The following is a 24,298-nucleotide window of genomic DNA, read 5'->3' as shown; positions in this document are numbered from 1 at the left end:
CCCAGCCGCTATGCCAAGGGATCTTACGTGTGGCAGGCGGACAAGCCCGAGTTCCCCGACACGGGCGTCTGGCGCCTGGCCCTGCCCAATTACCTCTGCGCCAACGAGGACGTGCTGCGTAATGGCATTTTTGACACTGCCTACGACCGCAACGGCAATGGCGTGCTCGACCCGGGCATCCCCCTGACCGTCAGCGCCAGCGGCCTGAGCGACGCGCTGGGCATTGCTACCGTCACCGTCAGCTATCCGCGCAACTATGGTTCCTGGGTGCATGTCGCTTTGACCGTGCGGGGCACGGTCAGCGGCACGGAAGCGAGCGCCGCGGCGGACTTGCCCTTATCCACCCTGGCCAGCGACTTCAGCGCCCGCCGCGTGGACCCGCCGGGACGCATCAGCCCCTATGGCAGCGGCCCCTGCGACAGTCCCGATTGAGGAGCAGGCATACCACTTGCCATTAGATCAAATTATTTGCAACATGGATAAGAAAACAGTCTTGCCACATGGAAATATTTTCGCTATGCTCATTTTTCCCGCCCAGGCCGCCACAAGCGGCCGGGCCTGCAGGAATACTTTGAGACAGGTTGCTTGCCAGACCAATATGCGAAAAAAGAATACTGTAGCCCGGACACCCAGCACCGCCACCCGCCCCGTATCCGGCGACGGACGGCGCGTGACCTCGTATGACGTGGCCTTGCTGGCCGGCGTGTCGCAATCGGCCGTCTCGCGCTGCTTCAAGCCGGGCGCCAGCATCTCGCAATCCACCCACGCCAAGGTCATGCAGGCGGCCATCAGCCTCGACTACATTCCCAATGCGGCCGCGCGCAGCCTGATCACGCGCCGCTCGAATCTGGTGGCCGTCATCATTTCCAACCTGGCCAATCTGTACTATCCGCAAGTATTGTCCGACCTGAGCCAGCAAATCGCCCGCCAGGGCAAGCGTCTCTTATTGTTTACTCTGGAGCGCGAAGCGGACATCGGCAAGGTCTTGTGCGACGTGTGGCAATACCAGGTCGATGGCGCCATCGTGGCCGCCTGCCTGTCGGACGAGCAGATGGCTGAATTCGGCCGGCGCGACGTGCCGCTGGTGCTGTTCAACCGCAGCCCGCGCGAACACGCCGTGCACGCCGTGCTGTGCGACCAGGGCGAAGCGGCGCGCCTGCTCGTCTCGCGCCTGGCCGAAGCGGGCCACCGCCAGTTCGCCATCATCGACGGCCCCGGCGATTCGGCCGTCGCGCAGGAACGCAAGGCCGGCATGCTGGACCGTCTGCTGACCCTGGGCTTGCCCGCGCCCATCGTCGTCAGCGGCAACTACGATTACGCCAGCGGCGGACGCGGCTTGCGCAAGGTCATCGACCGCCTGGGCCGCGTGCCCGACGCCGTCATCTGCGGCAACGACATCATGGCCATCGGCTGCCTCGACACGGCGCGCCACCAGATGGGCATCGAGGTGCCGCTGCAAATGTCGGTGGCCGGGTTCGACGCGCTGGAAGCATCGGGCTGGCTCAGCTACGACATCACCACCCTGCGCCAGCCCGTGCAAAAGATGGCCACCGATGCCGTCGCCATGCTGGGCGAACTGATGGAGCGACGCGGCGGCATCGCCGAGCGGCGCCGCTATTGCTCGTATCTGGTCGAGGGGAGTACGGCCAGGCTGACTGTCGAGCAGCCATATTTCGGCATGATGGCCGCCGCCTGAAAAACGCCCGTGGCGTTGTTGCCTGCCCCTCGCCGTACTATTCGTACTGTCTTCGGGGCCGCGCCTAGCCACAGGCGTTTTTCAGACGCTCGCGCTTCTCTGCCAAAAACCTTGCACATAAAAAAACCTCGCATTGCTGCGAGGTTTTTCATTTCAAGGCCAGGGAATCAACCGAAAATCTTGCCCTTGAGCATATTCAAACCCTGGCTGACGAGGTCATTGCCTTCCGGCACTTGACCGTTCGGCGTCAGCTTGTCGATCAGCTGGGGCAGCAAGGCGGCCAGGCCGCCCGAGGCCGCGTCCGGTGCGACGCCCGCTTTTTCCGCGATCTGACTGATCGTGTCGCTGCCGAGCGCATCCTTGATCTGTTCGCCGGAGACGGGCGCATTGGCGCCCGTGCCGATCCAGCTGGCCACCTGGTCGCCCAGGCCGCTTTCCTGGAATTTCTGCAGCAGGCCGGGCAAGCCGCCATGCTGGTTGACCAGGTCCATCACACTGGCCATCAATCCCGATGGGGCTTCCCCGTCAGCACTTTTGTTGCCCAAAGCGCTCATCGCCTGTCCTGCAAGTTGATCTAGCAAACTCATCGTATTCTCCTGAACGCTATCGATTGGTGCCGCATGACTGCGGCGTCCGGCATGAACGCAGACCATTCTGCGCCATGGAAATCATTATACTATGAATAATAACAATGCCATAATTACAATCCCGAGGCGAACGCACAGATCGCCTCACTGTCGAGGCATCCACCTCCATCATATTTAGTTCGGCCCAACTTGCAAGCGTAAATTGACAGTTTGCAAAAACGTGTAGAATTAATTTTCCCACTTACTGAGGAGTATCAACACATGAACATCAATAAAGCGGTAGACAAGGCTTACGAAAAAAAGACGTTCAAGGAAATCGCTGATGCACCCGTCGATGCGCTGCAAGGCGTGAGCGAGAAGGATGCTGAGCTGCTCAAGCAGGCGTTCAATGTCAAGACCGTGCGCGATCTGGCGAACCTGAAATACTCGAAGTGGGCGCGCGCCATCGTCACCCTGGCCGATACGGAAGAATAAACCGGGCCATGCCGCAGGCATTCCCGTCAGCACAGCCCGCCCGAGACGGCGGGTTTTTTCATTCCGGGCCACTATCGGCTGGCAAGCCGATAGCCTTGCAGAGGCCTCATTGGCTACGCCGCTGAGCCTGCCCGGCATCTGCTGGCCCCTGCAAGCGAGCACGGGCCACCTTGCCGTCACCACCCAGCACATCACGGGCCACTTTCGCGCCGGCGCGGGCGAAGACGCCATCATCGTGTGCGATCTGCTGCCAGCCGGAAAGTTCCGCAATGGCGCGGCGCGCCACTGGTGCCGCACGCACCAATGCTACTGGGGCACGCAGGCCGACGTGGCCGACTGGCAGGCAACGCGGCAGATGCGTTGCCGCCAGCACGCCAGCCCCATGGGCTACGTGCTGTATCCGGCGCTGTTCGACCCCAGCCAGTTTCACGCCACGACATTGTCCCTGGCCCCCGATGGCCTGCTGCAACTGCGCGCCAGGGCCGATGACGGCGGCGCCCTGCTGGCACGCGATGCGGCCGCGCTGGCAATCGATTGCCGCGCCCTGCCCGGCCTGTTCCCGCCCGATGTCGTACAGCTGAACATCACGCCGCCCGCCGCGCAAGCCTTCACCGCCGCCTTGCAGGCGGGCACGTCGCTGGACTGCAGCGACTGCGCCCGCTGCGGCCACCCGCACCTGGACCTGGGCAGCTTCGCACTGGCGCCGCACCGGCGCCACAGCTGCGGCCATTGCGGCCACGACGCCTCGCACAGCGCCACGGCCATCGTCTCGACGCCCTTGTGGCGGCTGCGCCAACGCTACGCGCAATGGTTCTGACGCAATGCGTCTGAAGGTGCGCCCGCCCACAGTCAGCCTGGTCGCTTGTGCGTAGACTGGCGCCATCACCACCACGAGGACGGCCCCATGCCACAAACGCCACACCAGGATGAAGATGGCCAGCCAGGCGACGAAGGCGACTTGTCCGACCTGCTCAGCGAATTGCGCATCCTCTTGCCGGGCGCGCAGATGCTGACGGCCTTTCTCATCATCCTGCCCTTCAACGGCGGCTTCGCAAAGATCGTGCAGGCGGAAAAAGTCGTTTTCCTGCTGACGTTTTTCCTGTCCATGACGAGCCTGGTACTGCTCAGCGCGCCAGCCATCCAGCACCGCGTGATGCGCCCGCTGCAAGACCGTGAACGCTTCAAGCGCGTGGCCGACCGCATCATGATGTGCGGCGCTTTTTCCCTGGCGCTGGCGTTTATTTTAGGTACCAACCTCGTGATGTCGGAAGTGTTCGGCCACATCGCCGGCATCATCGCCGGCGTGCTGATGGGGTCACTCATCATTTGCATGTGGTGGTGGCTGCCCCTGCACCTGAAAAGCAGCAAGAATATCTGAGCGAAGCTGGCAGCGCCCGTCCGCGCCCGGCAACTATCGTAGGCATAGTCGCTTTCATATTCTGCGTGTCAATATTTTCCATGGGATCAGAAATTCCTGCGCCTGCCGTCTCCGAATGACATCAGAGCGATTCGCCCATCCTGGCCATCAGCATGGCTGCCGTCATGCAAATACAGCTTGCGCACCTCGACGCCAAGATTAGTATGAATGCAATATTTTGCCTTTATACAAGCAGTATCGATGCCTCATTGAAAGGATGACAACTTGGATCCCGATCTCGACCTCCTCAAGAAACAGATTGAATTGATGGCCTTGCACGCGCAATCGAGCATGGACCCCGCGCAAGCAAGGGCATTCGAGGCGGCGACACGGAAAATGCAGGCGGAGTATGAAGGGGCAAAACGCATCCTGGCCGACAAGAACGCCAGCGCGGATGCCAAGAAATATGCAAAGGACGTCACGGACGCCATCAACAAGAACTTGCCCAATATGGTCAAGGGCGTGCTGTCCGCGGCCAGCGCCTTCAAGTCGGGCGACTATGTCAACGGCAGCGCCGCCATCATGGATATCTGCGCCGCCGGCATGCAGCTGATCGGCAGCCTGTCAGCCGGCGCCGGTCCGTACGGCGCGATATTCGGCGCCCTGTTCAGCATTGTCGGTCAACTGCTCACCTATTTCGGGCCAAAGCAACCTTCTCTCAAGGATCAGATCATTGAGGCGATGAAAGGGTTGAACGCGGATGAAAAACTGCGTGAGGTCAAGGCCAATGGCAGTGCGGTTGATCAATACATGGCGACCATAGGCCGCATCAAACTGGATCTGTCCGAAATTCTGCCGACGCCCTTGAACACGGTGGAGAATCGGGTGAAGGTGCACAAATGTCTCGATAGTTGCATTATTTCAATAAATAATGCGTTTACCATTATTTCCGTTTTATACGACAAATGGATGACCGCCGAATGGCTGAAGGACGAAAAAACCCAGGACCTGGAGAAATGGCCGGAAATCCTCGGCGTTTTCTGCCGCACCTACGCCGATGCGCTGCTCGCCCATGTACTGCTGGAGTCCCTCGTCGACCATGAAATGGTGGGGCGGCAGCTAGAGCAGGCCTCGATTCGAAATCCGGACTACAAGAACACGCCGCACGAGTATGACGCGATCTACGACCGTTTGATACGGCTCGAAGCGGACATGGAGGCGCTGCCCAAGCTGTGGAACGACGGCAATACCCAGATGCTGGAATGCCTGAAGGCGATCGAACCGGTCGCCCGCGACCGGGGCCTGTTCGTTCACCTGGGCACCAACATGAGCAAGAACCTCTACGCCGCGACGGGAAGCACCGTCACGCGGACCGGCGAATGGAAGCCTTTTCAGATCGGCTACGGCAATCGTGGCCGCCGCTTCGCCATGACGATGCCAAAGACGGAGGCGGGCTCGCTGAAGCCGCGCTATCACCTTTTCTTCTGCCAGCACTGGAGCGCGTCCGATAACGGCGACATGGAACACGGCTGGATGGATCCGACCACGATTGAAGTGTCGGGCATGAAAGAAGTATCCGGTGATAAATTCCATGACGTCTGGGCGCTGCCGTCCCCCGACGACAGCCACGCATCGTTCGTCTACACGGCACGCAATGAAGGCAGGCAAGGTTCCATCAAGCTGCATCAATTGAATGACAGCGGAGAGTTGAAGGCCGGAAATTGGCAACCGGCGACCAAGGCCGGCGTCGTCAACGTCCGCGCCATCACCCATCCGACCGCGACATTGCCGGATGACCCGGACGGGGCCGCCATGCTGCCTGCCCTCCTGCAAGGGACGGACCATTACAACTCCATCATGTACGGCGCCCTTGCCGCTTCCGGCGAGCTTTACGTCGACCAGTCAAATACCCGCTGCTACGTGCCAGCGCCGTGGGGCAGCTATACCGGTATCGATGTCGATCCCTACTACGTCTGGGTTTTCGGGCCGATGGGCCTGGCGTGCGCCACGCACGCCTCGGTCATCAGCTGTATACGCGGCATCATCAAATCGCCCAGATGGATCAGCCATATCCCCGAAGCGCTCATCGGCGACACGCATACCCATCCGGGCAAAACGTGGTGGGACAGATACACCCAGACGAGGATTCCCTACCCGCCGCTGATCGGCATCCAGTCGCTGTCGCCGTGCAAGGATGGCACCCTGTTCGCCAGCATCACGACACGCACCGTTACACCTGCACAACGTGGCGGAGAAGTCGCCTACATCGCGACCGATACGCCAGCCCTGTACACAGCCCTCTACAGCATCAATATCAAGGATGGCAGCCTCAACGTGGGGCCGTGGAGCAAGCTGCCCGGCGGCCCGCAGGCGCAACAGGTCCAGAAGATGGCCATCCCCTGCTGGTCGCTATTTGCAAGTTTGAAAGCACAGCTGACCAAGACGCCTGTCATGGCCCCGCCTCCGCTGCGAACTGCCCGACAGACCACGCTGTAAGCCTGCCCTGCCGCCTTGGCCCGCCGTGGCGGCAGGAATCACACAGACAGCAAGCGACGCACGGTGGAAGGAAACGCAGCGTGGGCAAGCCGCTAGCCCGCCTTTTGCAAAATGGTGATCTTGCCGTCCGCTTCCAGGAACGCGCATTTCATGTCCGCCAACGGACAATCGGCCTCGCGCAGCGCCTGTTCCACATCGCCGCCGGCCACCCGGCATTTCTTGACGACATCCTCAAAAATCTGCCCGTCGCGCCCCAGCAGCACGGGCGTACCGTCGACCAGCTCGGCGAACTTGCGGCTGCGCGAACTCAGCCATGCGATCAGCATGTTGAGGCAGATCAGGGTCAATGCCAGTACCAGGCCGGCAGGAACGGAATCGTCGCCTCCGGACAAGGAATTCGATACGGCTTCGCTCAGCAGCATGACGACGAGCAAATCGAACGGCGTGAATTGCCCCACCGTCCGCTTGCCCGTCATGCGCACCATCAGCAGCAAGGCAAGGTAGACGATGACGGCGCGCGCCACCAGTTCCCACACCGGCACATCCAGATCGAACATGGCAATCTCCCCACAGATGATTGCCTTATTTATACGTCTTTTTGCTCCGGCATGGCCACACCGCTGGTCTGCTCCAGCAAGGTTTCACGGAAAATCCCCACCAGCGGACGCAGGTTGACCTTGTGCCAGGCCAGCCACAAGGGCGTGCGATAGCTGAACCACGGCAGTGCGCGCACGATCACGCCGGCCGGCGCGTGCTGGCGCAAGCTGTGCTGGATCATGGCCATGCCCAGCCCGGCCGCCACCAAACCCAGCGCCGTCAGCGGTTCCGTCGCTTCCATGCGGATATCGGGCGTAAAACCGGCGCGCGCGCAGGCGGCGATGAAGTTATCGTGTTTCAGCACGCTTTCCTTGTGCAGCACGGCAATCCACTCCTGGCCCGCCAGGTCCTCCGGCGTCAGTTCGGCCTTGTGCGCCAGCGGATGCGTCTCCGGCAAGGCCAGCAGCATGGGGTCGCTCAGCACTTGCGCGCAATCGAGGTCCGGGTCGTTCGGCAGCGGCGGTTCGCACAGCAGCGCGATATCGAGGCTGCGCTGGCGCAAGCCCTCGATTTGCTCGGCCGAATGCAGGTTGTACAGGGCGATGTGCACCTGCGGGCGCGTGGCGCGCAAAGCACGCAAGCCATCGGGCAGGACGCCCGCATGCATGGCGTTCTCGATATAGCCGATGCACAGGCCGCCCTCGTCGCCCCGTCCCAGGCGTTTCGCCAGGGCTTCCAGGCGATTCCCGTGTGTGATAAAAGCGCGCGCTTCGGCGAGAAAAGTATGGCCGTCGCGCGTGAGGCGGATGCGCTGCGCGCTGCGCTCGAACAATGTCAGACCCAGCCTGTCTTCCAGCTGGGCGATTTGCCGGCTCAGCGGCGACTGGGAAATATGCAGGCGCTCGGCGGCGCGCCCCACGTGTTCTTCCTCGGCCACGGCGATGAAGTATTGCAATTGGCGGATGTCCAGCATATTAGACCTTTCAGGACTCAAGTTACGCCAATTATGTCTTGGACAGGCTTAACTTGTCCAGCTATTCTGTCTTCACTGATCCACACATTGAAGGAAAACATCATGAGTATCAAACACTTACTGACAGGCAAACTGGGTTTCGGCACGGCGCCGCTGGGTAATATGTTCCGCAACATTCCCGAGCAAGAAGCGCTGGCGACCGTCGACGCGGCCTGGAAATCGGGCATCCGCTACTTCGATACGGCCCCGTTCTACGGCGCCGGCCTGGCCGAGCTGCGTCTGGGCGCCGCCCTGAAGCAGCGCCGCCGCGACGAATACGTACTGAGCACCAAGGTCGGTCGCCTCATCCTCGATGAACTGGAAGACCCGGCAAGCCGCGAACTGGGCGAAAAAGGCGGCTTGTTCGAATTTGGCCGCAAGAACAAAATCGTCGATGACTACTCGGCCGACGCCACCCTGCGCTCGATCGAAGACAGTTTGAAACGCCTGGATACGGACCACCTCGACATCGTCTGGGTACACGACATCGCCCAGGATTTTCACGGCGACAACTGGTTGACGCAATTTGAAACTGCCCGCACGGGCGCCTTCCGTGTGCTGACCCGCTTGCGTGAAGAAGGCGTCATCAAGGCCTGGGGCGTGGGCGTGAACAAGGTGGAGCCGCTGGAACTGACCCTGGACCTGGCCGAAGCCCAGCCCGACGCCTTCCTGCTGGCCGGCCGCTACACTCTGCTCGACCATGAACGGGCGCTGCAGCGATTGATGCCTGCCGCGGCCAAGCAAAACGTCGACATCGTCGTCGGCGGCCCCTACAGCTCGGGCATCCTGGCCGGCGGCGCGCATTTCGAATACCAGAAAGCCTCGCCCGAGATCATCGCGAAAGTGGAACGCATCAAGGCGATTGCCGCGCGCCACGGCGTCAGCGTGAAGGCGGCCGCCCTGCAATTCTCGCTGGCCAACCCGGCCGTGGCTGCCGTGATCCCCGGCGCCAGCCGTCCGGAACGCCTGGCCGAAGACCTGCAAGCATTGAACAGCATCATCCCCGCCGCCTTCTGGCAAGACATGCGCGCCGAGCAACTGGTGTCGGCATTCGCGCCGCTGCCAACTGGCAGCAACTAATATATAAAGGAAGACCATCATGGCCCATACCACCACCTCGATCGACATCGCCGCCACGCCGGCGCAAGTGTGGCAACTGATCGGCGGCTTCAACTCGCTGCCCGACTGGCTGCCCTACATTCCCAGCAGCACATTAAGCGACGGAGGCCGCATCCGCCATCTGGCCAATCCGGCCGGCGACGTCATCGTCGAGCAGCTGGAGGCGTACGACAATGCAGCGCGCAGCTACAGCTATTCCATTCTGCAGGCGCCGTTTCCCGTCACGGATTATTTGTCCACCCTGCAAGTGAGCGCGATTCCCGGCAGCGATGGCGCGCGGGTCACCTGGTCGGGCCGCTTCACGCCGGTCGGCGTGGGCGAGCAGGAAGTGACGGACCTGTTCCACGGCATCTACGTGGCGGGCCTGGAAGCGCTGCAGCAATCATTATCGAAGTAACACACCACAAAGACCATTTCCGCCACAGCCAGCGTTTCTTCGCCTGCCCTGTGGCGGAATCGCGCAGATTCCGTGTTATCGTTAACAACAAGAGCAATCGCGGTTGTGTGCAGTGCAGCAGATTTCAGCCATCGCCCAGCAGAGCTTGCCCGAATCTTTTACAATGTTGTCTTTGGGCAGTTCCTGTAGCCCGAAAATACCGGCCGGCCGTCGACTCCGGTGGCGCATTGCCACTTCCGGCCGGGCCACAGCGCGCCTCTCCACCCTGTCATTCTTTACCCAACTAACAAGAACATGCACGCCTCCGTAGACCCATTGATTCCGCGCGTCACCGCGCCTTTTGGCGCTGGTTATGCCGACCTGGCCCTGGCCATCGGCGGCCTCGCCATCGGTACGGGCGAATTTGCCTCCATGAGCATCCTGCCCGTGGTGGCCGACGACCTGGGCACGACCTTGCCGCAGATGAGCCACATGATCAGCGCCTATGCGCTGGGCGTGGTCATCGGCGCTCCTCTGATCACGATCTTCCTGGCCCGCATGCCGCGCCGGCTGATGCTGATCTGTCTGATGCTGATGTTCGCTGGCGGCAACTTGCTCAGCGCCATCGCCCCCAACTATGGTTTGCTGGTCGTGGCGCGTTTTGTCGCCGGCATCCCGCACGGCGCCTATTTCGGCGTGGCGGCACTGGTGGCGGCCGCTCTGGCCGAACCGGACAAGCGGGGCCAGGCCGTGGCCCGTGTCCTGATGGGCTTGACCGTGGCGAATATCTTCGGCGTGCCGCTGGCCACGTATATCGGCCAGACTCTGGGCTGGCGCTCGGCCTTCTTGCTCGTCGCCGCGCTGGGCTTGCTGACCATGCTGATGGTGCGCATCTTCGTGCCGATGGTGGCCGCCGGCGACTCGAGCCCGCGCCGCGAACTGGGCGTGTTCCGCCGTCTGCAAGTGTGGCTGACCCTGCTGATGGTGGCGATCGGCTTCGGTGGCATGTTCGCCGTCTACACGTTTATTACGCCAACCTTGCTGGAAATCACGAAAGTGTCCCCCCTCGTCATTTCCATCTTGCTGGCCATCATCGGCGTCGGCATGACCGTGGGTAATCTGATCGGCGGCTGGCTGGCCGACCGTTCGCGCCTGTGGACCATCTTCGGCGTGCTGCTGTGGAACGTGGCCGCCCTGGCCGCCTTTACCTATACCAGCAGCAATGTGTGGCTGACGGCGATCAACCTGTTCGCCATCGGCGCCGGCATCGCCGTCGCCCCGGCCGTGCAGACGCGGCTGATGGACGTGGCCGGCGACGCACAAACCGTGGCCGCCGCCCTCAACCATTCCGCCTTCAACATCGCCAACGCCCTGGGCGCCTGGGCCGGCGGCATCGCCATCGCCATGGGCATGGGCCTGCGCTCGACAGGCTGGGTCGGCGCCATGCTGGCCTGCGGCGGCATCGTCGTGCTCGGCATTTCCGTGCTGGTGGAAAACCGCAGCCGCAATGTGGGCGGCGCGCAGCCGGCCTAATCCGTTCAGTGAGCGGCGGCCTGTTCAGGTGGCCGTTCACTGCCCGCTCGTCTAGTGCTCGATGGCAAACGCCACCGCTGCCTCGCAGTGAATCGCCGTGGTATTAAATAGCGGCAAGTCGACATCGGCGGGCTTGACCAGCAAGGGAATCTCCGTGCAGCCCAGAATCACGCCCTGCACGCCTTGCAGCCGCAGTTTCTCGATGATATCCAGAAAGATATTCCGGCTGGAATCGGTAACAATATTCTGTACCAACTCCTTGTAGATAATGTCGTGGACGACTTCCTGGTCGGTCGCATCGGGCGTCACCGTGGCGATACCCAACTGCTCCAGCGCGTCGTGATAAAAGCGGCCCGCCATGGTCTGCTTGACGCCCAGCAAGCCGACCTTGCGCAAGCCCGACTGCTGCACCCGCTTCGCCGTCTCCTCGACGATGCTGATGAAAGGCAAGCCGATCCCCGGCACAATGGCCGGCGCGAAACGGTGTGCGCCATTCGCGCATAACAGGAAGAAATCCGTGCCCATGCCTTGCAGGCGCCGCCCTTCCTTGACCAGGAAGTGCTCGATGGCGTGCGAATCGGCTTGCGCCGCGTGCGCAACGAAATCGGCCTGGTCCAGGCTGACCAGCATGATGCGCGCGCTATGCGCGGGGCCGATGCGCGCCACCAGCATTTCATTGAGCAGGCGGTAGTATTCCAGGGTGGAGGCCCAGCCGATGCCGCCGATGAGCCCTATGGTTTTGTGTTGCACGTTATTCCCGGCGAAATGATTTGCGCAAATTATACGGTGACCAAGCCCGGCCATGCACTTGCCATCAAGCGTCCAGCCACAGAAACAAGGCCTTATCCGGCGTGGCGGATCGATGCCAGTTCGCTTTCAACTCCATCAGGAATCCTGCCAGATCGACGGGATTGACTTCCAGCCCAGCCCATGGCGCGGTTTGCGCCCACGCCACCGCGATATCGGCCAGGTCGTCGGCCGCTATCCGGTCGAGCGCCTGCCCTATTGCAGTACTGAACACGTACAGATCGCCCCCCAGAATAGGCACGGGCCTAAGGACAGACGCCGTCGAGTGCGTCAACAATTGCCCCAGCGACGCAAAATCCAGCTCCCCAGGCAAGGTGATGCCGGTGACAGGAAAGGAGTCGAAGGCATCCTGCCAGCTGGCACATGAGCGTATTTCTGTATCGGAACAGACAAAAATATCGATTTTTTTCATGGGACGGTCAGAGGCCCGCCTGCGGCGCCGGTCGCATCATGCCGGTTCGACGTCTCGCGGCTGTATGCGCTCTCAAACGCGGCCAGGCTCTCCGCTTGCGCCCACAAGCTGGCGACATAGTGAAATTCATCTTCGAACGGCTGCTCGAAATCGGCCACGTCCGTCGCGTATTCACAATTGCGGCTTAGCATGACCAGCCAGTCGGGATAATCGAGCGCCGGGTACAAGCGGGTCAAGATGGCGTCGAGCGACAACACGCTTTCGCTCCCTGCCAGATAAGCTGAGCGCAACTCGACAATGTATTTGCCAGCCAGAAATTGCTGATCGAGCCGCTGCGCGCCACGGTAGCGCTCGATGATCACGTCGGCCAGCGGCAGCACCTCGTCGCGGCCGCGGGCGCTGGCCAGCAGCACGACCTCGAGGTCGTCGCCTTCCTGGTCCAGGCGCAGGCGTTCCACGGCCCAGTCCACGCAGCGGTCCGCCGGGGCAAAACCCATGCTCAGCTGGAAAACGGCGATTTCAAGTTCTGTCAGTTGTTGCATGTCTTTCATTTTTCTGATGCCCTCCTCACCCCACCTGCAGCATCTTTTGCAGCACCGCATCAAGCGCATAAAAATCCACAGGTTTGGTCAGGTGCAGATCAAATCCCGCATCGGATGCCATCTGGCGGTCCTTATCCTGGCCCCAGCCCGTGACGGCCACGAGGATGGCGTGCTGGCCGCAGGCCTGGCTGCGCAACAGTCGCGCCACCTCGTAGCCGTTCATGTCCGGCAAGCCGATGTCGAGCAGGATGACTTGCGGCATGAAAACTTGCGCGGCCGCCATGCCGGCCGGGCCGTCGTAGGCCGTGCGCACTTCATAGCCGAGGATGTCGAGCGCCAGCGCCAGGCTTTCGGCCGCGTCGGCGCTGTCGTCGATAACCAGCACCTTGCCCTCGCGCGTACCGGCAAGCAAGCGGCGGTTGGGCTCGGGCGGCGCTTGCAGCGGCACGGCGGGCAGCGGCAGGCGCAAGGTGAAGGCGCTGCCCATCCCGACGCCATCGCTGTGCGCGCTGATGCTGCCGCCATGCAATTCGGCCAGGCCGCGCACCAGCGACAGGCCGATGCCCAGGCCGCCCTGGGCCCGCGACAGGGCCGGCTCGAGCTGAGAAAACATGTCGAAGACCTTGTCCAGGTGCTCGGGCGCGATGCCGATGCCCGAATCGCGCACGGTAATGTGCACTTCGTTGTCCGTGCACGCCACTTCCAGGCCGATGACGCCGTTGGCAGGCGTGTATTTGACGGCGTTGGTCAGCAGGTTGGCGACCATCTGCCCCAGGCGCGTGGCATCGGCGTCGAGCCAGATGGCTTGCGGCCATTGCTCCACGTGCACCTCGTGGCCGGACTGCGCCGCCAGCTCCGCCACGCTGTGCAGGGCCGCTTCCACCACGGGGGCAAGTTCCACGCTGGCGCGGCGCAGTTCCAGGCGCCCCCGTGTGATGCGCGACACTTCCATCAAATCGTCGACCAGGTGCGTCATGTGGCCCACTTGCCGGCCCAGCACGTCGCGGGCCCAGCGCAGCTGCGGATCATCCAGCTGCGTCAGGCGCAGCACTTCCAGCACATTGCGCATGGGCGCCAGCGGATTGCGCAGCTCGTGCGCCAGGGTCGCCAGGAACTCGTCCTTGCGCCGGTCGGCGGCCGCCAGCTGCTCGTTGAGCTCGCCAGCCTCCTTGCGCGCCAGTTGCAGCTGCTGCTCGTATTTGCGCCGGTCGCTGGCAACAAAGACGGCGATCTCGTCATAACGCACGCCCTCGTGCACGCGGCGCACGGCGTTGAACAGCATGGGGATCGACTGCCCTTGGCGCTGGCGCATGTCGAGCAGGATTTCCGACACGCTGCCCTGCACCTGCATCAAGGGGAGCCAGTGCGTCTGGTGGAATACGCGCCCGCCGATGGTCAGCAAGTCTTGCAGTTTCTTTTTTCCGAGTAATTCTGCGGCGCCATAGCCGAGCCAGCCGCAAAAGGTGGCGTTCGCCTGCACGATGGTGCCGTCGGCCGTGCACAGCAGCAAGCCGCAGGCGGCGTGCTGGAACAAGGTATTGGTATCAGGCAAGGAAGGCATCGTGTCGCGCATTACAGGTGCAGGCCGTCGAGAAAATGGCGGATGGCGCGGTAGCTGGCATCGGGCACGCTCATGTGCGGGCAATGGCCTATGTTCTCGACCACGTGCAGGCTGCTGCGCGGCAGCATCTCGCGCAAGTATTCGCCCACGGACGGCGGCGCGATGAAGTCGTCGCTGCATTGCACGATCAGGGCCGGCGTGCTGTTGTGTGGCAAGACGGCGCGGTGGTCGGACAAAAACGTGGTTTGCGCAAAATGCCGGGCGATGGCCGGGTCCGTGCGGCAAAAACTGTTCACAAGATCGTCTCCCAGCCCCGGCTGCCCGGGCGCGCCCATGATGGCAGGCGCCATGCTGGCGGACCAGCCCAGGTAATTGCTGTCCATGGCGCCCAGCAAGTCGTCGATATCGGCACGGCTGAAGCCGCCCCGGTAGCCGGCCGCCGCATCGTCGACATAGCACGGCGACGGCGCCAACATGACTTGCGCGGCGAACAGGTCCGGCTCGGCGATGGTGGCCAGCAAGGCGCTCATGGCGCTGACGGAATGGCCGACACAAATCACGGGACCGCCGCCAACGGCATGGATGACCTGGCGCAAATCAGCGCCATGCGCGTCGAGCCGCGCGTAGCGATCGAAATCATAGGCGTCCAGGTCGGAAGCGCCGCTGCCGACCAGGTCGAACAGCACGGTGCGGTAGTGCGGACGAAACAGGGGTTCCAGGTAGCGCCACATGGTCTGGTCGCAGCCAAATCCATGCATGAACACCATGGTGGCTGCCGCGCCCGCCAGCGGCGCATCGTTGCGTTCGTGCACGCGGACATTGTTCCGATCTTCTATACGCATACCGCTTCAACCTTGAATATTTCCATGTGGAACGTAAATTAACTTCTTGCTAGCATCTTAGCATGCGGTTTTTGTACAGGGCCAGCAGCATCGTCGCTGGACAAACTCTGCGCCACGGCGGATAATGAGAACGATTCCCATTATCAAAATACCAGGCCCATGCCTGGTTCTTACTGTGCGCCGCCATGGCGTCCGCTGGCGGCAACAAGCCGGTTTCATGTTGAAGGTTTGTACCGCATGCGCGCTTTCTGGACTGTCATACACCGCTGGGCCGGTCTCACCATCGCCCTCTTCCTCATCGTTGCGGGCCTGACGGGCGCCGTCACGTCGTGGGACCACGAACTGGATGAATGGCTCAACGCCGACATCATGGAGACGCCGGGCCGCGGCCCCCTGCAGCGGCCGTTCGTGCTGGCGCAAAAAGTGGCCGCCGCCGATCCGCGCGTGGAAGTCAATTACATGACCCTGGGCCTGGAAGAAGGCCATGCGGCCGCTTTCATGGTGCGCCCGCTCACCGACCCGGCCACGAACAAGCCGTTCGTGCTCGACTACAACACCGTCTACATCGACCCCGTCACGGCGCAGATCACGGGCACGCGCGATTCGACGGCCATTTCCCTGTCGCGCCGCAGCCTGATGCCGTTCTTGCGCCACCTGCACTACAGCCTGCACGTGCCCGCCTTCTGGGGCACGGACCGCTGGGGCTACTGGCTGATGGGCACGGTTGCCCTCATCTGGCTGCTCGACAGCATGGTGGCGTTTTATCTGACCACGCCACGCCGTTTGCGCCCGCGCGCGCAGGATGAAACGCCGCGCCACCGCGACGCCGCCAGCTGGGGGCAGCGCTGGAAACCGTCTTGGGTGGTGCGCTGGGCGGCCGGCGGCTACAAGCTCAATTTCGACTTGCACCGCGCGGGCGGCCTATGGGTGTGGGTCATCATCATCGTCGTGGCATTTACCTCGTTCTCGCTGAACCTGTACCGCGAAGTGTTCTATCCCGTCATGTCGCTCGTCTCGACCACCACGCCGGGCCCGTACGAAACGCAGACGCCGGCACCCTACGGCACGTATATCACGCCCGCGATCGGTTTCGAGCAAGCCGTGGCCATCGCCAAAAAGCAGGCCGTGCAGCGCGGCATCACGGCGCCCATCGGCGGCATTTATTACGGCGGCAATTACTCGTTCTATAACGTCTCATTTTTTGATCCCGCCGATGAATTCGGCGCGGCCGGCATGGGTTTGTCGAACCTCTACATCGACGGCATGGACGGCAGCATCATCGGCCAGCACAAACCGTGGGAAGGCACGGCCGCCGACGTCTTCGTGCAACTGCAATTCCCACTGCACTCGGGCCGCATCCTCGGCCTGCCGGGACGCATCATGATGTCCTTCATGGGTGTCATGGTGGCGATGCTGTCGGTGACGGGCATCGTCATCTGGGAAAGAAAGCGGCGTTCACGCCGGCTGCAGGCGAAAAAGCCATAGCAATCCACCTGAAGCAACCGCTCCACAAGGGCGCAGGCGGACTCATTCAGCCTGCGCCGCACACGCGCAACGCGCAACGCGCAACTAATAATAGCGGCCATCCGACCTCCTCACTTTGCTACACGGTAGCCGGCGCATGCCGGCTGTCCGCGCTACTCTTTCCGTGCGACTAATGCAGTTTACTTGCAATAGAATGACGCGCCAGCTATTATTGCAACTAAATTGCATCTGCACATTCGCGCTGCGCCTGCGTCCAGCGCCAGCATCCCATTCGCCGTTTAGAGAGTCCTATGCGCCATCACGTATTCGCAGCTGCCATGCTGTCCACTGCCCCGCTCGCTTACGCGGCGGACGACGTCACCCTGCAAACTATCAAAGTCCGCGCGGACAGGCCTTCCAGCATCGACAGCGTCGTGCTGGTCGAAAATACGCAAGCGCAGAACAGGACTTTGGGCGGCATGCTCGAGCATGTCTCTGGCGTGCAAAGCAGCGCCTTCGGCCCGAATGCCGGCGCCCCCGTGATTCGCAGCCTCAGCGGCAGCCGCGTACAAATTCTCGAGGATGGCCAGTCCATCCTCGGCATGAATGCGCTCAGCGGCGACATCAACATCCCGTTCGATCCCCTGTTTGCGCGCAGCGTGACCGTCAACAAATCGTCCGATAGCGTGCGTTTCGGCGGCAATGCGATCGGCGGCAGCGTCGACATCGATTCCGGCCTCGTTTCGAGGAAGATGGAGAGCAAGGAGAAAGACCTTGAATTTGTACTGCGCAAGGGCTTCAACGATGCCGACGCGCAAGGCTTGCGCATGAATTTCAACGATGGCAAACATTTCTCGACGAATCTGCAGATGTCATTCCAGAAGATCGGGCATTACGATATTCCCGGCAACAGCAAGGCCGGCGTGTGCAACAGCCAACTGTTCCCTTCGAGGGGCGGCGTGAATAGCTTTTTGGCCGACAGTTGCCAGAAAGAAGCGCGGATACAGCAGGTCTATAACAAGGCTTCGCAACCGTTTATCGACCAGTTCATGAAGGAAAATCCGGACTGGGCGGACGGCGATTTTTCCTTTTATACCAATCAGCCGACGTCCGTCTGGCAGCGCAAGACCTACGTCAATCCGGCCAACCCCGCTTACGTGCCGGGTACGCCAAAAACGGTGCAGAACAAGATCAACAAGGACGTGACCCCCGATTACCACGGCACCCTGGGTAACAGCCATGCCAGCAATTCCCACTTTGCCGTCGGCAGCACCTATTTTTTCGATCGCGGCTACGTGGCCGTCAGCCTCGACACCAAGAATAGCGACTATGGCGTGCCGGGCTTTTCCATGGAAAACAAGTCTTTCGGCGCGAATTATGGCGAGGGGTTGCCCGTCGGCGTCGTGATCAGCCAGGATAAATATGCGCTGGAAGCCACTCTGCGCGACCCCGTCGCGTATATGGAAAGCGCGCAGCTGCGCGTGTCGCGCCTGAACAATACGTCGGGAGAACGCCTGGGAGCGGCCAAGGCGAATGACTACCGCTTCGACACCAATCAGGCCGAGCTCCTGCTGGCACACCGGCGCGCGGGCCCCTTGAGCGGCTTGCTTGGCCTGAGCCATCGATCCCGCGACATCACCGGTAGCGGGCCGCAGCTTTACCTGCCCGATGCGAGCACGGCCAGCAGCGCGCTGTTCGTCAAGGAAAGCCTCGACGTCGATTGGGCCACCTTCGATGCCGGTTTTCGCCATGAAAAAGTCGAGCACGACATCCACAAGAGCGGATTCAAGACGTCGAGGAATGCGAAAAACGCCAAACTCGAGGACAGGTCATTCAGCCTGAACAGCTATAGCCTGGGGGCCTCGGTCAAGATTGCCCAGCTGTTCGGTGCCAAGCTGCGCCATGCCTCGTCGGAAAGAGCGCCCGACGTCAATGAGTTGTATGCGAGCAACCGCCACTATTCGATCATGACCCAGGAAGAAGGCAACCAGGATTTGAAGGCCGAGCGCGCGCGGAATACCGAGCTTACAGGCTTGTTCGCCAATAGCGGCTTCCAGATGTCCGCAACGGGCTACGTCATGAAGTACGAGAACTATCTCTACCTTGGCCACTCGGGCCTGCAGACGGCCAATCGCCTGCCATTGAAATATTGGAAGCAGACCGATACGACGGTCAAGGGATTCGAGATCGACGTGTCCCAGGCCGTTCAGCTTGACGGCTACGGCAAGCTGAACCTCTCCGCATTTGCCGACCTGGTCAAGAACAAGGCGGACAATCCGGACAAGCTGCGCGCGCACAACGACGGCGCCTACCTGCCCAACATGCCCACCAGCCGCTATGGCGCAAATGTGTTGTGGGAAAACAAGGGGTGGAAGGCCAGGCTTTCCAGCACCTGGTACGACAAGCAGAAGTACCTGGGCAAGAGTGTCAGCGAGGAAGTGCCGCTCGACGGCTACACCATGGTGAACTTCCAGGTGAGCCGCGCACTGCAAGTGCCGAATTCGCCGTTTGCCGGCATCGACGTATTCATCAGCGGCACCAACCTCCTCGATGAGGACGCCAGGCCGCACAATTCTCCACTGAAATACATCGCGCCCTTGCCGGGCCGTGGCTTCCAGATTGGACTGAGCGCCAGGCTCTAAGACGCGGCGCCGTCCCGCTCCCTGCCCACCAGCGCCAGCAGGCTGTCGCCCCGGTTGCCGTCGCAGCAGACGGCCACGCCATCCGTGAAGTCGGGTGCCGTCAGCCGCGTCAGGACGCTGCCGGGCGGCATTTCCAGCGCCAGCCTGGCCCCCCGCTCCCACGCCAGGCGCGCGGTAGCGGTCCACTGCACGCGCTGCGCCATGTTGGCGGCCAGGCTGTCGCGGATGCGGGCCGGGTCGAACAGTGCGCGCGCCGCGCTGCTGCTCAGGTAGACGAGCGACGGCCGGCGGACAACCACGCCATCGAAGGCGGCGGCCATGTCGCCGGCGGCGGCCGCCATCAACGGGCAATGCGACGGCACGCTGACGGCCAGGCGCTTGGCCTTGCTGGCGCCATGCGCCAGGGCCAGGGCCATCACGGCGTGCAAGACGGACTCGCTGCCGGCTATGGCGATCTGGCGCGGCGCATTCAGGTTGGCGATATACACGGGCGTTGCAGCGCCATACACCTGGGCCAGCAGGGGTTCGAGCTGCGCCAGGTCCAGGCCGATGATGGCCGCCATGCCGTAACCGGTGGGATACGCCTGCTCCATCAGTTCTCCGCGCCGCGCCACCAGGCGCACGGCGTCGGCATAATCGAGCGCGCCGGCAACGACGGCCGCCGCATATTCGCCGATGGAAAAGCCGGCCACCATGTCGGGCCGCGCGCCGCGCGCCGCCAGGGAACGCGCCATGGCCACGCCGGCGATCAGCAAACACAGTTGCACGGCCCGCGTCGACGCCAGCACGTCAGCCGTGTCCAGCGCCAAGGGATCGTGGCCCAGTACTTCCGCCGCTTCGGCCAGGGCCGTCCTCACCGCCGCGTCATCCGGCAGCGCATGCAGCATGCCCGGAGTCTGGGCACCCTGGCCCGGAAAGGTAAACAAGACGCTCATGCCAGCTCCCATGGCGTGGCCGTCAGCACGGGGCCACGATCCGTTTTCAGCAAGACCCGGCCACGCCCCGCCGCCCACTCGGCATACGCAAAGCCGCCACGGCCCGTGTCGATCTGCAGGTCCAGCCGGCACGCCGTGACGGACGCCGCGATGGCGCGCAGAGCCTCGGCATGGGCGGGATCCGGCGGCGCACCGATGCGCAGCAAAAGATCGAGGTCGCTGTCGGCGCGCAGCACAGGCAAGCCGCTGGCCAGCGCGAAACCCACGCCTCCCGTCGGCCCCCAAGGCCAGCCCATGGTGTCAAGCAGCGGCGCCACCTGTCGCAGCGCGTCGAGTGCGGCGCAGGAAAAATCCGGTACTGGCGCATGCGCCAGCATTTCCGGCGTGACGCGGCGCACGACTACGGCGGCATCCACTTCGCACGCATGCCGCTCGCTGCGCAGCATCCCCCGCATGCCCACGGGGATGCACCCGGGCGCGGTGCTGGCGCGCCGCACCACGAGCGGCGCGATCTGCAGCCACGCAGAGTCCAGCCAGGCGGGCAAGGCTGCGCCGTGCGGCAGGCCGGAAACCCACAGCAAATCATGCGCGCGCCAGGTGTCCATCAGGCCACCACCGCCTTGACGGCAAAGAACAGCAACGATGGTCCCAGCAAGCAGCCCAGGCCCGTGTGAAACGTGGCCACCAGCGCGCCATACGGCACCAGTTTGCGGTCAGTGGCGGCAAGGCCGGCCGATACGCCGCTGACGGTGCCGGCAAGGCCGCCGAAGACCATCGCGGAACGCGGCGTTTTCAGGCGCAAAAAGCGCGCCGCGGCGGGCGTGCCCACCATCACCAGGATAGCCTTGATGAGGCCCGCCGCAATGCTCAGGGCCATGACGTCCGAACTGGCGCCGATGGCCGCGCCCGTGACGGGGCCGACGATGTACGTGACGGCGCCGGCGCCGATAGTGGTCATGCTGACGGCATCCGAATAGCCAAATGCATACGCGATGCCCGCGCCGACGAGAAACGGCAACACCACGCCCAGCATCAGCGCCACGACGCCGATCAGGCCAGCCTTGCGCGCCTCCGTCGCCTGCACTTCGAAGGCCGTGGCGACGATGGCAAAATCGCGCAGCATGGCGCCGCCCATCAGGCCGATGCCGCCGAACAGCGACAAATCGGCCAGTCCCTTGTGGCCGCCGCTATGCACGCCGCCCCAGTAAGCGAGGCCCAGGCCGATGACGATGGCGATGGCCGAGCCGTGCACGCGGCCCAGGGTCAGATACTTCGACAGCGCCACCGACAGCAGCATGATCAGGCCGACAAAGGCGAATGCCGTCACCAGGCCATTGTGGATGGCGGCTTTTTCAAAGAGATCAAGCATGACGGTGCTCCTTGCTCAACATCGAGTCGGCTTCGGCGGCGGCGATGGCAGCCGGGCTTTCCATACGATTAATGGCGGAAATCACAGCACCGCAAACGAGCACGGAACCGATGGCGGCCAGCACGGCCACCGGACCGCCGCGCAGGGCCGCGACCACGTCCTGCTGCGCAGCCATCGCCACCACCACGGGAATATACATGGCGCCCCAGTATTCGACGCCCCGTTCCGTCATTGGCGGCAGCCATCCGCGGCGTTGCATGTAAAGCCTGGCGCAGATCAGCAGCAGCATGGCGATGCCCACGCCGCCCACGTTGGTCTTGACGCCCATCAGTTGCCCGAGCAGGTCGCCCAGGAAGATGCCGAGCAAGTGGCATAAGGCCAGCAATGCGGTTCCGTAAATGATCATGATTGTCTCCGTTATAGGAATAGGAATGACTTGGTGTCTTCTCTGTTTGTTTCCCCTACCACTGCTGTCCCAGCACCTCCCTGACTTTTGCCGACGCCTGCCGGTGCGGCGCGCCCAGGCGGCTGGACAGGTCCGGCAGCGGGTCGGCGCGGATGTCGCCAAGGGCCGCCTGCAGGCTGGCGTCGACGGCGGCCGTGTCCTGCGCCGATGGCGCGTCCGGCTGCGCCACTTGCAAGGTTTGCCACAGCAGGCCCAGGGTGGCGTAGTTCTTGATGTCGTAGGCCATCGGCGCGATGGTGGCGGCCAGCGCTTCGAGCGCTTCCACCGTGCGCAGGGTGATGCGCGCGGCCGACGCCTTGCCCATCGCATGTACCATCACTTGCGGATCGTCGAGCGCGATCAGGCGGTTGGCCTGGTAGCCGTGGGCAAGAAAAGCGCCCGACATGGCCTTGCCGACGATCAGACCGATCACAGGATGACCGGCCAGGCGCGCCTCGGCATAAGCGCCCGCCGCACCGGCCAGCGCCTGGTGGATGCCGTACGCTTCTTCGCGCCGGCCGTAGGCCTGGCTGGCCACGTCGATGACGGCGACGATGGGGCGTTTCATGGCCAACCCGCGGTCTTCAAGCACTACCTGCCGCACGGCGCGCGCCAGTTGCCACGCCTCGACCAGGCCGACTTCGCCCGTGCGTGCGCGCGTAAAACGGTTGTCAGGGTCGGGCAGCACGGCAAGGTAGCGTGCCGGCTCGCCCGCCAGCGGCGCGTCGACCACGCGCACGGCAGGCGGGTAATCAGGCAACGGCGCGGCATGCTGCGTCAGGGCCGCCAGCCAAACGGCGCCCCGGCTCGTATCGGTGATGGCGTTCATGCTGCGGTTCCTTTGCTGTAGATGGCGCGCACGGCTTGCGGCGTGGCTTGCGGACCGGCGTCGACATCGGCCAGGCGCGCCAGGAAAAGATCTGCCTGATCGCTGCGGTGCTGTGCTGGCACGCCGCGCGCGAACAATTCGGCGACGGTGGCGCGCATCTGCGCCGTGTCGTCCTCGACATAGGCGTCGACCAGGCCGCTGTGGAAGCGCTGCTCGCCGCCCGTCAGGCTCCAGATGAACGGTTTGTTGCGCGAGTCGAATTCATCCACGCCCGCCTCCTGCTCGATCACGGCGGGACCGTTGAGACCCAGGCGTGCCTCGCGCGTGACGATCAAGTAACTGCACAAGCCCGCCGCGATCGACATGCCGCCGTAGCAGCCCACCGTGCCGGCCGTAATCCCGATCACGGGCTGGTAGCGGCGCAGGTCAACGATGGCCGCATGGATATCGGCAATGGCAGCGAGGCCCAGGTTGGCTTCCTGCAGGCGCACGCCGCCCGTCTCGAACAGGATCACGGCGCACGTCGGTATGCCGTTGCGGTTGTCGCGCGCCGCCAGTTCCAGCGCGCCAGCGATCTTCGCGCCGCCCACCTCACCCATGCTGCCGCCCTGGTAGGCGCCCTCGATGGCCAGCACCACGGCCGGCTGGCCGCCGAACAGGCCCTTGGCCACCACCACGCCGTCGTCCGCCTGGGCCGTCACGCCTTGCTGCGGCAGCCAGGGCGAAGCGATGCAGCAGAACGGGTCGAGCAGTTCGCGCATGCTGCCCGCATCCAGCAGGGCCTTGGCCCGGCTGCGAGCGCCCCGTTCGATGAAGCTGTCACGTTCGAGTAATTGCTGCAATGTGCTCATGCCGCTCTCCCCGCTTGCAATTCTTCATAGGCTTGCTCGATGCGCATGCGCACCACGCCCGGCGTGGCGCCGCAATCGTTGATGACGATGTGCGCCGCCGGCAGCGGCTCGCCGCCGAATACGCGCTGCAACAGCGCATCCCACACGGCGCCCTTGCCATCGACGGAGGTGTTGACGACGATGTGGGTCACGCCATCGCTGCCCGGCTGCAGCAGTACTTCCAGGTCGCCCGAGCCGACGACGCCGGCCAGGGCGCGCCCTGCCGCCGGCTGCCCGGCCGGGAATGTATAGTCACGCGTTTCCATGCGCTTCTCCTTGCGTCAATCGGTCGAGGAACAAGGTGGCCGCCAGCAGATCGGCCGCGCCGCCCGGCGACACGCCGCGCGCCAGCGCCACCGCTTCCAGCGCCAGC

Annotated in this window: 26 protein-coding genes and 1 pseudogene; 11 read left to right on the top strand and 16 right to left on the bottom strand. The window is 63.2% G+C overall.

The features are described 5' to 3' along the window. Both VM94_RS20435 and VM94_RS20430 read left to right on the top strand, forming a co-directional pair. Window positions 1–432, top strand: a pseudogene (locus VM94_RS20435) (Ig-like group 1 domain-containing protein); the annotation flags it as partial. A 238-nt stretch (window positions 433–670) separates the two neighbouring features. Further along, a complete protein-coding gene (locus VM94_RS20430) occupies window positions 671–1,696 on the top strand; it encodes a LacI family DNA-binding transcriptional regulator (protein WP_046685103.1) in 1,026 nt (341 codons plus the stop codon). Window positions 1,697–1,863: 167 nt separating this feature from the next. Here the strand turns inward: VM94_RS20430 and VM94_RS20425 are convergent, their stop codons facing one another. Further along, on the bottom strand, window positions 1,864–2,250 hold the full coding sequence (locus VM94_RS20425) for a YidB family protein (RefSeq protein WP_052755849.1): 387 nt from the start codon (window positions 2,248–2,250) through the stop codon (window positions 1,864–1,866). Window positions 2,251–2,544: 294 nt separating this feature from the next. Between VM94_RS20425 and VM94_RS20420 the strand changes: the two genes are divergently transcribed. From VM94_RS20420 to VM94_RS20405, 4 genes are all read left to right on the top strand, one after another. Beyond that, on the top strand, window positions 2,545–2,757 hold the full coding sequence (locus tag VM94_RS20420) for a hypothetical protein (protein WP_046685101.1): 213 nt from the start codon (window positions 2,545–2,547) through the stop codon (window positions 2,755–2,757). A 109-nt stretch (window positions 2,758–2,866) separates the two neighbouring features. After that, the gene (locus VM94_RS20415; RefSeq protein WP_046685100.1) at window positions 2,867–3,574 is read left to right on the top strand and encodes a hypothetical protein; all 708 of its coding nucleotides are present in this window, start codon (window positions 2,867–2,869) and stop codon (window positions 3,572–3,574) included. A gap of 87 nt (window positions 3,575–3,661) precedes the next feature. Continuing rightward, complete coding sequence (locus VM94_RS20410; RefSeq protein WP_046685099.1) at window positions 3,662–4,135, top strand: DUF6328 family protein; 474 nt, start codon at window positions 3,662–3,664, stop codon at window positions 4,133–4,135. 264 nt (window positions 4,136–4,399) lie between these two features. Then, entirely contained in the window at window positions 4,400–6,610 is a 2,211-nt protein-coding gene (locus VM94_RS20405; RefSeq protein ID WP_046685098.1) for a hypothetical protein, read from the top strand. 92 nt (window positions 6,611–6,702) lie between these two features. Here VM94_RS20405 and VM94_RS20400 read toward each other — a convergent pair whose 3' ends face one another. Both VM94_RS20400 and VM94_RS20395 read right to left on the bottom strand, forming a co-directional pair. Beyond that, on the bottom strand, window positions 6,703–7,167 hold the full coding sequence (locus VM94_RS20400) for a DUF421 domain-containing protein (RefSeq protein ID WP_046685097.1): 465 nt from the start codon (window positions 7,165–7,167) through the stop codon (window positions 6,703–6,705). Between the two features lie 29 nt (window positions 7,168–7,196). Then, window positions 7,197–8,120 (bottom strand): LysR family transcriptional regulator, encoded by a 924-nt coding sequence (locus tag VM94_RS20395; RefSeq protein WP_046685096.1) that lies wholly within the window; start codon window positions 8,118–8,120, stop codon window positions 7,197–7,199. 102 nt (window positions 8,121–8,222) lie between these two features. Here VM94_RS20395 and VM94_RS20390 point away from each other — a divergent pair, with 102 nt between their 5' ends. The 3 genes from VM94_RS20390 to VM94_RS20380 all read left to right on the top strand — a co-directional run bounded on the left by VM94_RS20390 (window position 8,223) and on the right by VM94_RS20380 (window position 11,187). Beyond that, a complete protein-coding gene (locus tag VM94_RS20390; RefSeq protein WP_046685095.1) occupies window positions 8,223–9,239 on the top strand; it encodes an aldo/keto reductase in 1,017 nt (338 codons plus the stop codon). A 19-nt stretch (window positions 9,240–9,258) separates the two neighbouring features. After that, the gene (locus tag VM94_RS20385; protein WP_046685094.1) at window positions 9,259–9,675 is read left to right on the top strand and encodes an SRPBCC family protein; all 417 of its coding nucleotides are present in this window, start codon (window positions 9,259–9,261) and stop codon (window positions 9,673–9,675) included. 294 nt (window positions 9,676–9,969) lie between these two features. Continuing rightward, a complete protein-coding gene (locus tag VM94_RS20380; protein ID WP_082127815.1) occupies window positions 9,970–11,187 on the top strand; it encodes an MFS transporter in 1,218 nt (405 codons plus the stop codon). A gap of 51 nt (window positions 11,188–11,238) precedes the next feature. On the opposite strand, the gene VM94_RS20375 is transcribed toward VM94_RS20380, so the two are convergent. The 5 genes from VM94_RS20375 to VM94_RS20355 all read right to left on the bottom strand — a co-directional run bounded on the left by VM94_RS20375 (window position 11,239) and on the right by VM94_RS20355 (window position 15,351). Beyond that, on the bottom strand, window positions 11,239–11,937 hold the full coding sequence (locus VM94_RS20375) for an aspartate/glutamate racemase family protein (protein WP_046685092.1): 699 nt from the start codon (window positions 11,935–11,937) through the stop codon (window positions 11,239–11,241). Window positions 11,938–12,001: 64 nt separating this feature from the next. After that, window positions 12,002–12,406, bottom strand: a complete 405-nt coding sequence (locus VM94_RS20370; protein WP_046685091.1) for a hypothetical protein — start codon at window positions 12,404–12,406, stop codon at window positions 12,002–12,004. Then, the gene (locus tag VM94_RS20365; protein ID WP_046685090.1) at window positions 12,403–12,948 is read right to left on the bottom strand and encodes a hypothetical protein; all 546 of its coding nucleotides are present in this window, start codon (window positions 12,946–12,948) and stop codon (window positions 12,403–12,405) included. Before VM94_RS20365 ends, VM94_RS20370 begins: the two co-directional genes overlap by 4 nt. Before the next feature lie 25 nt (window positions 12,949–12,973). Then, a complete protein-coding gene (locus VM94_RS20360; RefSeq protein ID WP_046685561.1) occupies window positions 12,974–14,509 on the bottom strand; it encodes a hybrid sensor histidine kinase/response regulator in 1,536 nt (511 codons plus the stop codon). An 11-nt stretch (window positions 14,510–14,520) separates the two neighbouring features. Continuing rightward, a complete protein-coding gene (locus tag VM94_RS20355; protein ID WP_046685089.1) occupies window positions 14,521–15,351 on the bottom strand; it encodes an alpha/beta fold hydrolase in 831 nt (276 codons plus the stop codon). A gap of 237 nt (window positions 15,352–15,588) precedes the next feature. On the opposite strand from VM94_RS20355, the gene VM94_RS20350 reads away from it, so the two are divergent. Next, window positions 15,589–16,836: a PepSY-associated TM helix domain-containing protein gene (locus tag VM94_RS20350; protein ID WP_046685560.1), complete on the top strand. Its 1,248-nt coding sequence runs from the start codon at window positions 15,589–15,591 to the stop codon at window positions 16,834–16,836. Between the two features lie 317 nt (window positions 16,837–17,153). After that, window positions 17,154–19,457 carry a TonB-dependent receptor gene (locus tag VM94_RS20345; RefSeq protein ID WP_235432966.1) on the top strand — a complete coding sequence of 768 codons (2,304 nt, stop codon included), beginning with the start codon at window positions 17,154–17,156 and terminating at the stop codon, window positions 19,455–19,457. On the opposite strand, the gene mdcH is transcribed toward VM94_RS20345, so the two are convergent. From mdcH to VM94_RS29160, 8 genes are all read right to left on the bottom strand, one after another. Beyond that, on the bottom strand, window positions 19,454–20,392 hold the full coding sequence (mdcH, locus tag VM94_RS20340; protein WP_046685087.1) for a malonate decarboxylase subunit epsilon: 939 nt from the start codon (window positions 20,390–20,392) through the stop codon (window positions 19,454–19,456). The genes VM94_RS20345 and mdcH overlap by 4 nt on opposite strands. After that, window positions 20,389–20,997 (bottom strand): malonate decarboxylase holo-ACP synthase, encoded by a 609-nt coding sequence (locus VM94_RS20335; protein ID WP_046685086.1) that lies wholly within the window; start codon window positions 20,995–20,997, stop codon window positions 20,389–20,391. Before VM94_RS20335 ends, mdcH begins: the two co-directional genes overlap by 4 nt. Beyond that, entirely contained in the window at window positions 20,997–21,761 is a 765-nt protein-coding gene (gene madM, locus VM94_RS20330; RefSeq protein WP_046685085.1) for a malonate transporter subunit MadM, read from the bottom strand. Before madM ends, VM94_RS20335 begins: the two co-directional genes overlap by 1 nt. After that, on the bottom strand, window positions 21,754–22,167 hold the full coding sequence (gene madL / locus VM94_RS20325) for a malonate transporter subunit MadL (RefSeq protein ID WP_046685084.1): 414 nt from the start codon (window positions 22,165–22,167) through the stop codon (window positions 21,754–21,756). The genes madM and madL overlap by 8 nt, the downstream gene beginning before the upstream one ends. A gap of 55 nt (window positions 22,168–22,222) precedes the next feature. Beyond that, window positions 22,223–23,035: a biotin-independent malonate decarboxylase subunit gamma gene (gene mdcE, locus VM94_RS20320; protein WP_046685083.1), complete on the bottom strand. Its 813-nt coding sequence runs from the start codon at window positions 23,033–23,035 to the stop codon at window positions 22,223–22,225. After that, on the bottom strand, window positions 23,032–23,886 hold the full coding sequence (locus VM94_RS20315) for a biotin-independent malonate decarboxylase subunit beta (RefSeq protein ID WP_046685082.1): 855 nt from the start codon (window positions 23,884–23,886) through the stop codon (window positions 23,032–23,034). The genes mdcE and VM94_RS20315 overlap by 4 nt, the downstream gene beginning before the upstream one ends. Next, complete coding sequence (locus tag VM94_RS20310; RefSeq protein ID WP_046685081.1) at window positions 23,883–24,191, bottom strand: malonate decarboxylase subunit delta; 309 nt, start codon at window positions 24,189–24,191, stop codon at window positions 23,883–23,885. Before VM94_RS20310 ends, VM94_RS20315 begins: the two co-directional genes overlap by 4 nt. Continuing rightward, a partial coding sequence (locus tag VM94_RS29160; RefSeq protein WP_235432996.1) for a triphosphoribosyl-dephospho-CoA synthase occupies window positions 24,178–24,298 on the bottom strand: 121 nt, incomplete at its 5' end. The genes VM94_RS20310 and VM94_RS29160, both read right to left, overlap by 14 nt.

The sequence above is a fragment of the Janthinobacterium sp. KBS0711 genome (genome assembly GCF_000988085.1).
In the GTDB taxonomy this organism is placed as follows: Bacteria; Pseudomonadota; Gammaproteobacteria; order Burkholderiales; family Burkholderiaceae_D; genus Janthinobacterium; species Janthinobacterium lividum_E.
This window is presented reverse-complemented; position numbering and strand designations above follow the sequence as displayed.